The following is a 14,011-nucleotide window of genomic DNA, read 5'->3' as shown; positions in this document are numbered from 1 at the left end:
GGGGGGGGGGGCCGGCGCCGCGGCCGGGGGCGGACCGGGGGGGCCCCGCCCCGGGGCCCCCCCCCCGGGCCCCGGGGCCGCGGGCGCGCACCCCCCCCGCCCCTAACCCGGCGGCGACGGCCGCGGCCGGTTCGAAGCCTGCGTCGTCCGGCTCGAAGCCGGCATCGTCCGGCTCGAAGGCCGCCGGCTCCGGCGCGTCCGCTGCGTCGAAGACCACCCGCAAGCGGACGACCGTGAAGCCCGCACCGCTCTCGCCGATCGGGGAGGCCCCGGACATCATGGACGCCACGCTCTCCGCCCGCACCCCGCTCGCGGGAGACGCGGCCGCGGCGGCCGCCGCGGCTGCGCCAGACACGTCGGCTTCGCCGGCCGAGCCGGTGTCCCCGGAGCCGGTCGCGGCAGAGCCGATTCCTGCAGAATCCGCCCAGGCGACCCCGGCCGCTGCCGACACCACGGGGGCTGCCGACACCACGCGGGCTGCCGACAGCACGAACGCGCCCGCGACCGGCCAGGAGACGGCGGCTCCGACCGTGGAGCCGAGCGACGAGGCGGCCGCCGACGCGGGTGTCACCGTCCCGCTTCCGCTGGACGATGCCGCGACGACGCCCCTCCCGGCGGGCGAGCAGCCCGACGCCGCGAAGACCGGCGCCGGCGGGGTGAGTGCTCGCAACCGTTTCGCCTCCATCCTCACCGCGGCGGCGCACCGCCGGAGCCACGCGCCGGCCGAGGAGCCGGGCGCCGCGCGAGCGGGAGCCGCGACGGCCGACGCCGCCGGGACCGCTCCGACCGAGGTGCTGCCCGCGCAGCCATCGACCGCCGAACAGGATGCCGCCGCCTCCGCAGCGAGCACCGCCGCCGAATCCGGCACGGCCGCGACCGTCGCCGCCGCACCCGCGCCCGGCGAGGCCGCAGCCGGCGAGGCCGCAGCGACCGGGACCGCAGCCGGCCAGGCAGCAGCGAGCGGGGCAGCGACCAGCGACGCCGCGCCCAGCGAGGGCGCGCCCGCGGAGACCACCTCAGCCGGCCCAGCCTCCACCGGCGCAGCCCCGGCAGCCGCAGCCCCGGCAGCCGCAGCGTCGACAGCAGCAGCCGCAGCCCCCACCACCTCCACGCCCCACGGCAACTACCCCCGCTCCGTGAACGACCTCGCCGACCGTCTCGACGACTCGCGGTTCTTCTCGTCGCTGTTCGACTTCACGTTCACCAGCTACGTGACGCGCAAGCTCGCCGGGCCGGTGTACGTCGTCGGGCTCGTGCTGATCGGTCTCGCGATCGTCGTCGGGTTCTCGAACAGCCTGGCGATCGCCATCGCGACGCACTCGCCGGCCGGCGCGTTCGTGTTCCTGCTCGGGGTGCTGATCACGCTCGTCGGCGCGATCCTCGCGGTGCTGCTGCTGCGGGTCGGCATCGAAGTGTTCTGCGCCATCATCGAGATCGCCCAGAACACCCGGCGGAGGCAGCCTCCACGCGAGTGACGTCGGTGCGGCTCGATAGACTCGGAGCATGGCCGGCCGGATTCGACAGAGCGACATCGAAGAGGTCAAGGCCCGCACCAACATCGCCGACATCGTCGGCGACTACGTCAGCCTCAAGACCGGCGGCGTCGGCGCGCTGAAGGGCCTCTGCCCGTTCCACGACGAGAAGAGCCCCAGCTTCTACGTGCGGCCCGGCGTCGGGCGGTACCACTGCTTCGGCTGCGGCGAGGGCGGCGACGTCTACGAGTTCCTCCTCAAGCTCGACCACGTGTCGTTCACCGATGCGGTCGAGCGGCTCGCCGCGCGCATCGGCTACCAGCTCCACTACGAGGAGGGCGGGGGAGGCCCCGGCGAGTCCTCCGGCAACCGCGCCCGCCTGCTCGCGGCCAACGCGGCGGCCGAGACGTTCTTCCGCGAGCGGCTCGTCGCCCCCGACGCGGAGCCCGGCCGCCGGTTCCTGGGCGAGCGCGGCTTCGATTCGCACGCCGCCGCCATGTTCGGTGTGGGGTACGCCCCCAAGAGCTGGGACGAGCTCACCAAGCACCTGAAGACCAAGGGCTTCACGCAGGAGGAGCTCCTCGCGGCCGGGCTCGTGTCCCAGGGCGACCGCGGCGTCTACGACCGGTTCCGCGGCCGGCTCATCTGGCCGATCCGCGACGTGACGGGCCAGACCATCGGCTTCGGGGCCCGCCGGCTGCTCGACGACGACAAGGGCCCCAAGTACCTCAACACCCCCGAGACACCCGTCTACAAGAAGGCGCAGGTGCTCTACGGACTCGACCTCGCCAAGCGGGACATCTCCCGCAGCGACCAGGTGGTCGTGGTGGAGGGGTACACCGACGTCATGGCGTGCCACCTCGCGGGCGTGACCACCGCGGTCGCGACCTGCGGCACGTCCTTCGGCGTGGACCACATCAAGGTGATCCGCCGGGTGATGGGCGACGACAACAGCCAGGGATCCGTGATCTTCACCTTCGACCCCGACGCCGCCGGGCAGAAGGCCGCGGCCAGGGCGTTCGGCGAGGAGCAGCGCTTCTCGGCCCAGACCTACGTCGCGGTCGGTCCCGACGGGCTCGACCCGTGCGACCTGCGGCTGGCGCAGGGCGACGACGCCGTGCGCCGCATGATCGACGGCCGTAAGCCGATGTTCGAGTTCATGATCCGCCAGGTGGTCGAGCGCTTCGACCTCGACACGGTGGAGGGCCGCACCGGCGCCCTGCGCGCTGGCGCGCCGATCATCGCGACGATCCGCGACCCCGCCTCGCTGAACGGCTACACGCGCGAGCTCGCCCGGCTGTCCGGGGCCGACCTCCAGGACACGATCCGCGCCGTCAGGACCGCCCAGCGCTCGGGCGGCCGCGACGGCTCCCGCGACGGCTCGCGCGACGCCCGCGACTCCCGCGACCGCGGCCGGACCCCCGACGACCAGGCGCCCGCCGGCGGCGCCGAGTCCGCGCCGCTCGCGGCCTTCGCCGACCCGTCCGACCCCACCCAGCGCACCGAGCGCGAGTGCCTCATGGTGCTGCTGCAGGTGCCCGCCGAGGTCGGCGCCGAGCGCGCCGCCCGCGTCGTGCAGGTGCCGTTCGTGAACCCGACGCACGCCGTCGTCCGCGACGCCATCGCCAGCCAGCTGACGACGCTGGAGCAGCCGGGATGGGTGGACCGCATCCTCGCCGAGGTGCCGGTGGCCTACGCGCCGACCGTCAACGCCCTCGCCGTGGCGGCGCTGCCGCAGGCCGGCGACGACGTCGGCCGCTACGCGCGGGGGATCGTCGACGGCGTCATCGATCGCGACCTGCTGCGCGAGAAGGCCGAGCTGACCGCCCGGTTCGCGCGCACCGACCAGCAGGAGGCCGAGCTGCGCCGCTCCCTCCAGCTCGCCATGGCCTCCATCGACCGGGAGCGGATGCGCCTGCGCGGCGAGTAGCCTGCGTCCGGTAGGCTGCGGCCGGCCCGCGGTCGCGCGGCGATTTGTTGCGCCGGTGTAAAGATCGGGACTCGTTTCGGTCGCAGATGCGGCTTCCGGGCGCATTTCGTGTTAGGACTGACTCACGCGAGTCGGCGACGGGGCACCCGTGCGCCCCGCCCGTCTCGGTGACCCCCACACCAGGAAGAGGTACACGGATATGAGATCCGCACACAACGGCGGTCGGCGCCTGCTCGCCGTCTCCGCCGCTTTCGCGGCCACGGCGCTGGTGCTCGCCGGCTGCTCCGGGAGCAACAGCGGCTCCGGTGGCGGCGGCGGTGGCACGCTCACTATCGGCACGACCGACAAGATCACGTCGATCGACCCCGCCGGCTCGTACGACAACGGCTCCTTCGCCGTGATGAACCAGGTCTACCCGTTCCTCCTGAACTCCCCGTACGGCAGCCCGGACGTGAAGCCGGACATCGCCGAGAGCGCCGAGTTCACCTCGCCGACCGAGTACACGGTCAAGCTCAAGTCCGGTCTGAAGTTCGCCAACGGCAACGACCTCACCTCCTCCGACGTGAAGTTCACCTTCGACCGGCAGAAGAAGATCAACGACCCGAACGGCCCGGCGTCGCTGCTGGCGAACCTCGACAGCGTCGAGACCCCGGACGACACCACCGTCGTGTTCAAGCTCAAGATCCCGAACGACCAGACCTTCGCGCAGGTGCTGTCGAGCCCCGCCGGCCCCATCGTCGACGAGGATGTCTTCTCGGCCGACAAGGTCACCCCGGACAACGACATCGTCAAGGGCCACGCCTTCGCCGGCCAGTACGACATCACGAGCTACGACTTCAACAACCTGATCGCGTACAAGGCGAACCCGGACTACAAGGGCCTGCTCGGCAAGCCGGCGACCGAGAAGGTCAACGTCAAGTACTACGCGCAGTCGTCGAACCTCAAGCTCGACATCCAGAAGACCGCGATCGACGTGGCGTACCGCAGCCTCTCGGCGACCGACATCGACAGCCTCGAGGGCGACAAGAACGTCGAGGTCGTGAAGGGCCCTGGCGGCGAGATCCGCTACATCGTGTTCAACTTCAACACCCAGCCCTTCGGCGCCTCGACGCCCGAGGCCGACGCGGCCAAGGCCCTGGCCGTGCGCCAGGCGGCGGCCGACCTCGTCGACCGCGCGACGATCGCCAAGCAGGTCTACAAGGACACCTACAGCCCGCTGTACTCGTTCGTCCCCGAGGGCCTGACCGGCGCCACCACGGTGCTGAAGGACCTCTACGGCGACGGCAACGGCGGCCCGAGCCTCGACAAGGCGAAGGAGACCCTGCAGAAGGCCGGCGTCACCACCCCGGTCTCGCTGAACCTCCAGTACAACCCCGACCACTACGGCCCGTCCTCCGGTGACGAGTACGCGCTGGTCAAGGAGCAGCTGGAGGAGGGCGGCCTGTTCAAGGTCAACCTGCAGTCGACCGAGTGGGTCCAGTACTCCAAGGACCGCACCAGCGACGTGTACCCGGCCTACCAGCTCGGCTGGTTCCCGGACTACTCCGACGCCGACAACTACCTGTCCCCGTTCTTCATCAAGGAGAACTTCCTGGCGAACCACTACGACAACCCCGAGGTCCAGTCGCTGATCGAGCAGCAGCTCGGCACGACCGACAAGACCGAGCGCACCAAGCTGATCGAGGAGATCCAGGCCAAGGTGGGCGCCGACCTCAGCACCCTGCCGCTGCTGCAGGGCTCGCAGGTCGCGGTCGTCGCGAAGGGCGTGTCCGGCGCCGACAAGACGCTCGACCCGTCGTTCAAGTTCCGCTACGCGGCGCTCTCGAAGTAACCAGCCGGTTCACCGGCGCACCGGGGGAGGCTCGCCGTCGCGCGAGCCCCCCCTCTCCACGAACCATCCACGATCGGACTCCATGACCACGACCGTCAGTTCCCCGGCCCCGGGCACCGCCCCCGGCGCGGAACGAACGAAGACGAAGCGGCGGTCAGGGGGCGGCCTCGGCCGCTACCTGCTGATCCGCGCGCTTCTGATCATCCCCACGATCTTCATCCTCGTCACCGTCGTCTTCTTCCTGATGCGGTCGACGGGCGACCCCATCACGGCCGCACTCGGCGGCAAGCTGCCGCCCGCGCAGCTCGAGGCCCGCATCCACGAGGCCGGCTACGACCGCCCCCTGATCGTCCAGTACATCGAGTACCTGGGCGCCCTCGTGCGCGGCGACTTCGGCACGACCTTCACGGACAACCGGCCGGTGACGGAGGTGCTCCTCACCTACGGCGCCGCAACCCTCGAGCTGGCGTTCTACGCCCTCGTCGTCGCCTTCATCGTCGGCATCCCGCTGGGACTCGTCGCCGCCTACTTCCGGGACAAGGCGCAGGATGCGACCCTCCGGGTGTTCGCGATCCTCTGCTACGCCACCCCCGTCTTCTTCGCCGGCCTGCTGCTGAAGCTCGTCTTCTCGATCTGGCTCGGCTGGCTCCCGGTGGCCGGGCGCGCCTCCACGAGCTCCGAGATCGCGATGCAGACGCTGGAGAACAAGACCGGCATCTATCTCATCGACGCCTTCCAGACCGGCGATCCTGAGGTCGTCGCCGACGTCCTCTCGCACGCCATCCTGCCCGCCATCGCGCTGGGCCTGCTGACCGCCGGCGTGTTCCTGCGACTCGTCCGCACCAACGTGATCGGCACCCTCAGCACGGACTACGTGGACGCCGCCCGCTCGCGCGGCGTGAGCGAGTCGCGACTGCTCCGCAAGCACGCGTACCGCCCGGCGCTCATCCCGATCATCACGGTCATCGGCCTCCAGATCGCGCTGCTGCTCGGCGGCGCCGTGCTGACCGAGAAGACGTTCGAGTGGAAGGGCCTCGGCTTCCAGCTCGTGCAGTACCTGCAGGCGCGCGACTTCATCGCCGTGCAGGGCATGGTGGTGCTGCTCGCGGTCATCGTGACGCTCACCAACTTCATCGTCGACGTGATCGCGGCGCTCATCGACCCGAGGGTGAGGTACTGAGATGGCCCGCAAGCGCAGTCTCTGGGACCGGCTCCCGGTCGTCCACCAGCTCCGGCAGAGCGTCGGCCTCCAGCGCGGGATGCTCGTCGCCGGCCTCGTGATCACCGTGGTGTTCATCCTGCTGGCGATCCTCGCCCCGCTCATCGCGCCGTACGGTTTCGCCCAGCTGCGCGTCGACGGCCAGGCCTTCGGCTCGCAGCAGCCGCCGAGCGCCGAGCACATCTGGGGCACGACCTCCGGCGGCTACGACGTGTTCTCGCGCGTGATCTGGGGCACCCAGACCGCGATCCTCGTGATCATCGTCGCGGTCGTGCTCTCGATCTTCATCGGCGTGCTGCTCGGTCTCATCTCCGGCTACTTCGGCGGCTGGCTCGACCGCGTCCTCGTCGTGATCTGCGACGCGATCTACGCCTTCCCCTCCCTGCTGCTCGCCATCGTCCTCGCGATCGCGATCAGCGGCGGCCAGTCGAGCCTGTGGGGCGGCATCCTCGCGGCGGCAGGATCGATCACGGTCGTGTACATCCCGCAGTACTTCCGCGTGATCCGCGCGGAGACCGTCCGGATCAAGGCCGAGGCGTACGTGGAGGCGGCGAAGGTGGTCGGCGCGAGCAGCGGCCGGATCATCTTCCGGCACGTGTTCCGCAACGCCACGCGCACGCTGCCGCTGATCTTCACCCTGAACTCGTCGGAGGCGATCCTCACGCTCGCCGGCCTCGGCTTCCTCGGCTTCGGCATCGAGCCGACGGCGGCCGCCGAGTGGGGGTACGACCTCAACAAGGCGATCGACGACGTCACGAGCGGCATCTGGTGGACCTCGGTCTACCCGGGTCTCGCCATCGTGCTCGTGGTGCTCGGCATCACCCTCGTCGGCGAGAGCCTCAACGACCTCGCCGACCCGCGCCTGCGGACGCGCCGCCGCGCGGCGGTTGCCTCCGGGCAGGTCGCCGAGACGTCCGTCGTCCCCGGCGGCCCGCTCGCGGCGGGCCCCGGCGGTGTCGACGGACTGGAGGGCGGCGAGTCCTTCGACGAGCACGGAATCGAGGTGCGTCCATGAGCGACGTCGTCCAGATCGACAATCTGTCGGTGACCTTCGCGTCGGACGCCGGCGCGGTGAAGGCCGTCGACGACGTGAGCCTGCGGGTCTCGCCGGGCGAGGTGCTCGCCATCGTCGGCGAGTCCGGCTCCGGCAAGACGGTCACGGCGAAGACCATCCTGGGCCTGCTGCCGGAGACGGCCACGGCCTCCGGCGCTGTCGTGCTGCGCAGCAAGGACGGGTCGAGCGAGGCCGACATCGTCTCGCTGAGCAAGCGCCGGCTGCGCGAGGTGCGCGGCACCGACGTCGCGATGGTGTTCCAGGAGCCGTCCACGGCGCTGAACCCGGTCTACCCGGTCGGCTGGCAGATCGCCGAGGGCCTCCGCGCCCACGAGAAGCTGTCGAAGAAGGCCGCGCAGGAGAAGGCGGTGGACATCCTCCGCCGGGTCGGCATCCCGGAGCCGGAGAAGCGCGTCAAGCACTACCCGCACCAGTTCTCCGGCGGCCAGAAGCAGCGCATCGTGATCGCCATGGCGCTCGTGCTCAACCCCGGCCTGATCGTCGCCGACGAGCCGACGACCGCGCTCGACGTGACGGTGCAGGCCGAGATCCTCGACCTGCTGCGCCGCTGCCGCGACGAGTTCGGCGCCGCGATCGTGCTCATCACGCACAACATGGGCGTCGTCGCCGACCTCGCCGACCGCGTCGCCGTGATGTACCAGGGCAAGCTGGTCGAGGAGGCGGACGTCCGTACGCTGTTCGCCGCGCCGAAGGCCGAGTACACGCGCGCGCTGCTCGCCTCCGTGCCGTCGGTGGGCCAGGGCACGATCGCCACCCGCGAGCGCGCCATCGCCCGCGCCGAGCGCCCCATCGAGGCGCCGGTCGTGGAGGCGCGCGACCTGCGCATCCAGTACCCCGGCCGCCTCGGCCGGCCCGGGTTCGTGGCGGTCGACGGCGTGAGCTTCGCCATCCGGCCGGGGGAGGTGCTGGGCCTCGTCGGCGAGTCCGGTTCGGGCAAGACCACGATCGGCCGCGCCATCGCCGGGCTCAACAAGGTCACGGGCGGCTCGCTGAGCGTGCTCGGGGTCGAGATGAACGGCGTGCGCGAGCGGCAGTTCCGCAAGGTCCGCACCGACATCGGGTTCGTCTTCCAGGACCCGGCGTCGAGCTTCAACCCGCTGCTGACGATCGCGGACGCCGTGGCCGAGCCGCTCGTCGTGCACGGCCGCGCCTCCTCCGCCGAGGCGGCGAGGAACCGGGTCGACGAACTGCTGGAGGCCGTGCAGCTGCCCCGCGCGTACGGCGACCGGTTCCCGCACGAGCTCTCCGGCGGCCAGCGGCAGCGCGCGAGCCTCGCCAGAGCGCTCGCGCTCGAGCCGAAGCTGCTCATCGCCGACGAGCCCACCTCGGCGCTCGACGTGTCGGTGCAGGCGCGCGTGCTGGAGCTGTTCGCCGACCTGCAGCGCGAGTTCGGCTTCGCGTCGTTGTTCATCAGCCACGACCTCGCCGTCGTCGACATCCTCGCCGACCGGATCGCGGTGCTGCACCGCGGCCGTCTGGTCGAGGAGGGCACCGGCGAGGAGGTGCTCGGCAACCCGCGCGAGGCGTACACGCAGCGGCTGCTCGCCTCCCTCCCCGTGCCGGACCCGGTCCAGCAGGCCGACCGGCGGGAGGCGTTGCGGGCCCTCACGGGTCCGACCGCTTAGGGTCGGAGGGTGACCTCCGAGCCCGCCATCGTCGTCAGCGACCTCTCCGTCGAATACCCCGCGCGGGGCGTCAGCCCGTCGTGCGTCGCCCTGCGCGGGGTGAGCTTCCGGCTGGAGGCCGGCGAGATCATCGGGGTCCTCGGCGAGACGGGCTCTGGCAAGTCGACCCTCGCCGGGGTGCTCGCCGGTCGGGGTCTACCGCTGCGCTCCTCGCTGCCGGGGCCGCGGATCAGCGGCGGCGACGCGACCGTGCTCGGGCACTCGCTGCGCAAGGCGCGCAAGCGCGACCTGGCCGAGGTCACCTTCGGCGTCGGCTATCTGCCCCAGGAGGCGGCCGCGACACTGGAGCCGACGCTGTCGGTCAAGGACAACGTCGCGCTGCCGATCTTCGAGCGCGACGAGCACTACCCGCGCCGCGCGGCGGGGGAGCGCGCCGCGACGATGATCGACACCGTGCATCTGCCGCTCAGCGTGCTCGACAAGTACCCGTACGAGCTGAGCGCCGGGCAGCGTCAGCGCGTCGCCCTCGCCCGGGCGCTCGTGCTCGGGCCGAGCATCCTGGTCGCCGACGAGCCGACCGCCGGGATCGACGCGACCGTGCGCGACGCGGTGATCGACCTGCTCGCGCAGCTGCGCCGGCACGAGGGGTTCTCGGCCGTGATCGTCAGCCACGACCTGGCCGTGCTGCGGCGCGCGACGGACAAGGCGATCGTGCTGCAGGGCGGCCGGCCGGTGGGCTTCGGCCCGATCGCCGACGTGCTCGCCGACCCGACCCATCCCTACGTCGCCGGGCTGGCCAAGGCCCTGCAGCCGCCGGCGCGCCGCACCGAGCGCCGGCCGCAGCGGGACAGCTGACCCGGCGCACGACCTCCCACGACCGAAAGAGGACGATGACGAACGAGAGCAGCAGCACCCGGAACACCGCCCAGCACCGGGCCGTCCTGGCGGTGGAGGCCGAACCGCTCCCCGCCGACCGCCGGCCGGAGCCCGGCCCCATCGCGGTGCTGCCGACGGCCGAGGACCGGTTCGTGGAGGCCGTGGAGGCCGCGGGCGGCACCGTCGAGCCGCTCTCGGACCGCACGCGCGGCGTGGTCTGGCTCTCGTATCGCGAGGCGAAGGAATTCCCGCAGATCCTGCGCGAGCACCCCGGCATCGGCTGGGTGCAGCTGCCGTACGCGGGGGTCGACGCCTTCGCGGACATCCTGGCCGAGGAGGACCGGCCAGGCCTGGTCTGGACCAGCGCCAAGGGCGCCTACGCGCAGCCGGTCGCCGAACATGCCCTCGCCCTGACGCTGGCGCTGCTGCGCGTGCTTCCCAAGCGGGTCCGCGCCCGCAGCTGGGCCACCGAGCAGGAGGGCCGCTCGCTCTACGGGCTCGACGTCGTCATCGTCGGGGCCGGCGGGATCGCCCTGGAGCTGATGCGGCTGCTCGAGCCCTTCGGCGCGCGCATCACGATCGTGCGGCGCTCGGCCGACCCGGTGCCCGGCGCCGAGCGCACGGTCACCGCCGACCGGCTGTCGGAGGTGCTCCCGACCGCCGACGTCGTCGTGGTCGCGGCCGCGCTCACCGGCGGCACCCGGCACCTCTTCGACGCCGCACGGCTGGCGGCGATGAAGCCGACCGCGTACCTCGTCAACATCGCCCGCGGCGGCCTGGTCGACAGCGACGCGCTGCTGGAGGCGCTGCGCGCCGGGACGATCGCGGGCGCCGCCCTCGACGTCACCGACCCCGAGCCGTTGCCGGACGGGCACGCGCTGTGGGACGAGCCGAACTGCCTCATCACGCCGCACCAGGCCGACACCCCCGAGATGACCGCGCCGCTGCTCGCGGAGCGCATCCGGCTCAACGTCCACGCCTTCCTCGAGGACGGCCGGTTCGTCGGGATCGTGGACCCGAGCGCGGGCTACTGACCCGACGCGCGCGGGATGCTCCGCCGATTTTCACCCGCGCCGGAAATGTTGCTAGAGTGGCTTCGCTGATCAAGCATTCCTCGATAGCTCAATTGGCAGAGCAGCCGGCTGTTAACCGGCAGGTTCTTGGTTCGAGTCCAAGTCGGGGAGCGTACAGGGCCCGGTTCTCATCAGAGACCGGGCCCTTCTCGTTGCCGCATTCCCGGAGGGGCATACGCCGGGCCGCGATCCCGCTGTCGTCACGGCACCCCGGACGGACGTACCATGCGCGCATGAGCAGGGATGGCCGACACAAGCACGAGAATCCGGACGACGACGAGACCGCCTACGAGAACGACGCCGACCAGATCCGCCGGGCGCGGGAGCGCGAGGCAGGGCTGACCGCCCTCGGCGGCCCCACCTTCGGCGCGAGCCCGTACCCGGGCGGGTACGACGCCGACGGCGACTTCGACGCCGAGCACAATCCGTGATCCGCCCGGCTGCGAGCCCGCCGAGCGCCCGCCGCGTACTCCCGGGGGAGTAGCCGGGAGGAGCCCCCGGGCGCAGCCAGGCCCCCGGCCGCCTCATTAGCATGGGGAGATGCCCTGGAACCCGCGCGCCGCCCGCACGGGTTCCACGCGCGTGCCGCCCTGGATCGACCGGATGGAGGGCGACCGGCCGCGCGGCTCGCGCTGGTTCCCGGTGGTGCTCGCCGCGCTCATCCAGGTGCCGGGGCTGCTCATCGCCGCCGCCGCCCGGTACGAGGCCGTGCCGCTGGCCGCCGTGGTGATCGCGTTCCTCTCCTCGGGCCTGCTGGCCTTCGGCCGGGAGCGGCCGGGAGCCGTGCTCGTCGCGGTCGCCGTGCTCTGCGCGCCGGCCATCGCCCTGTCGGCCGGGCCGCCGTTCGCCGCGGCGCCGCTGGCCATCGCGGTCGTCGGCGCCACCGCCCGCGGCGCGCGCGCCTGGGCGTGGTGGACGCTCGCCGGCTTCGCCGTCGTCGCGCCGACCCTCGCGCTCCTCGTCAGCAACAGCGTCCTCGCCATCATCCGGCCGCTGATCGTGGCGCTGGTGCTCCTGCTCCTCGTCGGCGTGGGCGAGGCGGTCCGCAACCGCGCCGAGCGGTATCGCGACCTCTCGCGGCAGCTCGCCGCCCGGCGCGAGGCCGCCGCCGAGGCCGAGCGGCTGCGCATCGCGCGCGAGCTGCACGACGTTCTCGCCCACTCGCTGTCGCAGATCAGCGTGCAGGCCGGGGTCGGCCTCCACCTCTTCGACACCCGCCCGGACAAGGCCCGCGAGAGCCTGGAGGCGATCAGGACCACCAGCGGCCAAGCGCTCGAAGAGGTGCGCGGGGTCCTCGGGTTCCTGCGCGCGGGGCCGACCGGCGAGGACGGCTACGCCGCGCGGGCGCCGGAGCCCGACCTCGCCCGCATCCCGGTCCTCGTCGACACCTATCGGCGCGCCGGCCTCGACGTCGGCTACCGCAACGACATCGCGGGCACGCCGACTGCCGCGGCGCAGCTCGCGCTGTACCGCATCGTGCAGGAGTCGCTCACGAACGCGGGCAGGCACGCGCAGGCGACGCGGGTCGACATCCACCTCGCCGAGAGCGCGGGGGAGTACGTGCTGACGGTCGCCGACGACGGTCGCGGGCTGCCGGAGGACGGCCCCACCGGCGGGCGCGGCCTGCTCGGGATGCGCGAGCGCGCCGAGCTGCTCGGCGGACGCTTCGAGACCCGCCCGGCCGACGGCGGCGGCCTGGTGGTGGAGGCGCGCATCCCGGCCCGTGAGGCCGCGGCGTGATCCGCGTGCTGCTGGCCGACGACCAGCACCTCGTCCGCGCCGGCTTCCGCGCCCTGCTGGAGTCGGAGCCCGACGTCGAGATCGTCGGCGAGGCCGCGACCGGACGGGACGCGGTCGACCTCGTGCGGCGCTTCCGCCCGGACGTCGTGCTCATGGACATCCGGATGCCGGACGGCGACGGGCTCTGGGCCACCGGCGAGATCGTCGCCGATGCGCGGCTCGCCGGCACGCGCGTCGTCATCGTGACGACGTTCGAGCTCGACGAGTACGTCGCTCAGGCCATCGTCGCGGGCGCGAGCGGCTTCCTCGTGAAGGACACCGAGCCGGTCGAGCTCATCCGCGCGGTCCGGGTCGTCGCGGCGGGGGAGGCGCTGCTCTCGCCTGGCGTCACGCGGCGGCTGATCGAGCGGGTCGCCGGCGGCCTCCGCCCTGCCCCCGACGACACGGTGCTCGCCGAGCTGACCGAACGGGAGCGGGAGGTGCTGGCCCTGGTCGGCCGCGGCCTCACGAACACCGAGATCGGCGAGCGGCTCTACCTCAGCCCGCTGACCGCCAAGACCCACGTCTCGCGGATCATCGCGAAGCTCGGCGCCCGCGACCGGGTCCAGCTGGTCGTCATCGCGTACGAGACCGGGCTGGTGCGGCCGGGCGACGCCTGAACCGCCTCCCGGGGGAGTAGGCAGGTCACTCCGCCGGGCGGATTCGCCCGCCCGCCGCCGACGCGAGAGTGAGGGCATGGTCCGCGACCGTCGCGGACACCTCACCGAGGGGAAGCCCATCATGCTCGCACTGCTCACCGCCACCACCACCGCCGTCGGCACCGCCGTCACGGCCGCCGCACCCTGCGTCGCCTGGGCCGGGCCGCCGTTCGGCTTCTGGTGGTTCCTCATCCCGATCTTCTGGATCGCCCTGTTCGCGCTGATCTTCGCGTTCGCCGGACGCCGCTGGCGCCGGGCCGCCCGGGCCGGCTACGGGCCCTACGGATACGGCCCGGCCGCCGCCACCCGCTCGGCCGAGCAGACGCTCGCCCAGCGCTACGCCAACGGCGACATCACCGAGCAGGAGTACCGCGCCCGGCTCGAGGTGCTGCGCGCCAATCGCGGCGACGGCGCCTAGCCCCCGTCGGCGGGGCGGCGCGGCCCGGATAGGATCTGTCTCTTATACACATCT

General features: G+C 72.5%; 12 protein-coding genes and 1 tRNA gene. All 13 read left to right on the top strand.

Features of this window, described 5'->3' with window-relative positions; genetic code table 11:
- The first annotated feature begins 233 nt into the window (after positions 1 to 233).
- The 13 genes from ACR9ZG_RS14135 (at position 234) to ACR9ZG_RS14075 (ending at position 13,957) form a co-directional block, all read left to right on the top strand.
- Positions 234 to 1,475, top strand: coding sequence for a DUF4282 domain-containing protein (locus tag ACR9ZG_RS14135; RefSeq protein WP_481285483.1), 1,242 nt, complete (start codon positions 234 to 236; stop codon positions 1,473 to 1,475).
- Between the two features lie 28 nt (positions 1,476 to 1,503).
- A complete protein-coding gene (dnaG, locus tag ACR9ZG_RS14130; protein WP_481285482.1) occupies positions 1,504 to 3,402 on the top strand; it encodes a DNA primase in 1,899 nt (632 codons plus the stop codon).
- Between the two features lie 199 nt (positions 3,403 to 3,601).
- Positions 3,602 to 5,233, top strand: a complete 1,632-nt coding sequence (locus ACR9ZG_RS14125; protein ID WP_481285481.1) for an ABC transporter substrate-binding protein — start codon at positions 3,602 to 3,604, stop codon at positions 5,231 to 5,233.
- Between the two features lie 82 nt (positions 5,234 to 5,315).
- Positions 5,316 to 6,413, top strand: coding sequence for an ABC transporter permease (locus ACR9ZG_RS14120; protein WP_481285480.1), 1,098 nt, complete (start codon positions 5,316 to 5,318; stop codon positions 6,411 to 6,413).
- A gap of 1 nt (position 6,414) precedes the next feature.
- Positions 6,415 to 7,467, top strand: a complete 1,053-nt coding sequence (locus tag ACR9ZG_RS14115) for an ABC transporter permease (protein ID WP_481285479.1) — start codon at positions 6,415 to 6,417, stop codon at positions 7,465 to 7,467.
- The gene (locus tag ACR9ZG_RS14110) at positions 7,464 to 9,152 is read left to right on the top strand and encodes a dipeptide ABC transporter ATP-binding protein (RefSeq protein ID WP_481285478.1); all 1,689 of its coding nucleotides are present in this window, start codon (positions 7,464 to 7,466) and stop codon (positions 9,150 to 9,152) included. The genes ACR9ZG_RS14115 and ACR9ZG_RS14110 overlap by 4 nt, the downstream gene beginning before the upstream one ends.
- 9 nt (positions 9,153 to 9,161) lie before the next feature.
- Positions 9,162 to 10,007, top strand: a complete 846-nt coding sequence (locus ACR9ZG_RS14105) for an ATP-binding cassette domain-containing protein (protein ID WP_481285477.1) — start codon at positions 9,162 to 9,164, stop codon at positions 10,005 to 10,007.
- Between the two features lie 35 nt (positions 10,008 to 10,042).
- Complete coding sequence (locus ACR9ZG_RS14100; protein ID WP_481285476.1) at positions 10,043 to 11,062, top strand: D-isomer specific 2-hydroxyacid dehydrogenase family protein; 1,020 nt, start codon at positions 10,043 to 10,045, stop codon at positions 11,060 to 11,062.
- Positions 11,063 to 11,139: 77 nt separating this feature from the next.
- Positions 11,140 to 11,212: transfer RNA gene (locus ACR9ZG_RS14095), tRNA-Asn, on the top strand.
- Positions 11,213 to 11,334: 122 nt separating this feature from the next.
- A complete protein-coding gene (locus tag ACR9ZG_RS14090; RefSeq protein ID WP_481285475.1) occupies positions 11,335 to 11,532 on the top strand; it encodes a hypothetical protein in 198 nt (65 codons plus the stop codon).
- 109 nt (positions 11,533 to 11,641) lie between these two features.
- Positions 11,642 to 12,841, top strand: coding sequence for a sensor histidine kinase (locus tag ACR9ZG_RS14085; RefSeq protein ID WP_481285474.1), 1,200 nt, complete (start codon positions 11,642 to 11,644; stop codon positions 12,839 to 12,841).
- A complete protein-coding gene (locus ACR9ZG_RS14080; RefSeq protein ID WP_481285473.1) occupies positions 12,838 to 13,500 on the top strand; it encodes a response regulator in 663 nt (220 codons plus the stop codon). The genes ACR9ZG_RS14085 and ACR9ZG_RS14080 overlap by 4 nt, the downstream gene beginning before the upstream one ends.
- A gap of 76 nt (positions 13,501 to 13,576) precedes the next feature.
- Positions 13,577 to 13,957 carry an SHOCT domain-containing protein gene (locus ACR9ZG_RS14075; protein ID WP_481285472.1) on the top strand — a complete coding sequence of 127 codons (381 nt, stop codon included), beginning with the start codon at positions 13,577 to 13,579 and terminating at the stop codon, positions 13,955 to 13,957.
- Positions 13,958 to 14,011 lie beyond the last annotated feature (54 nt).

The organism is Leifsonia sp. KNZ12-8B, from assembly GCF_056755495.1.
Note: the sequence above shows the minus strand (reverse complement) of the source record. Positions and strands in the feature narration are given on the sequence as shown.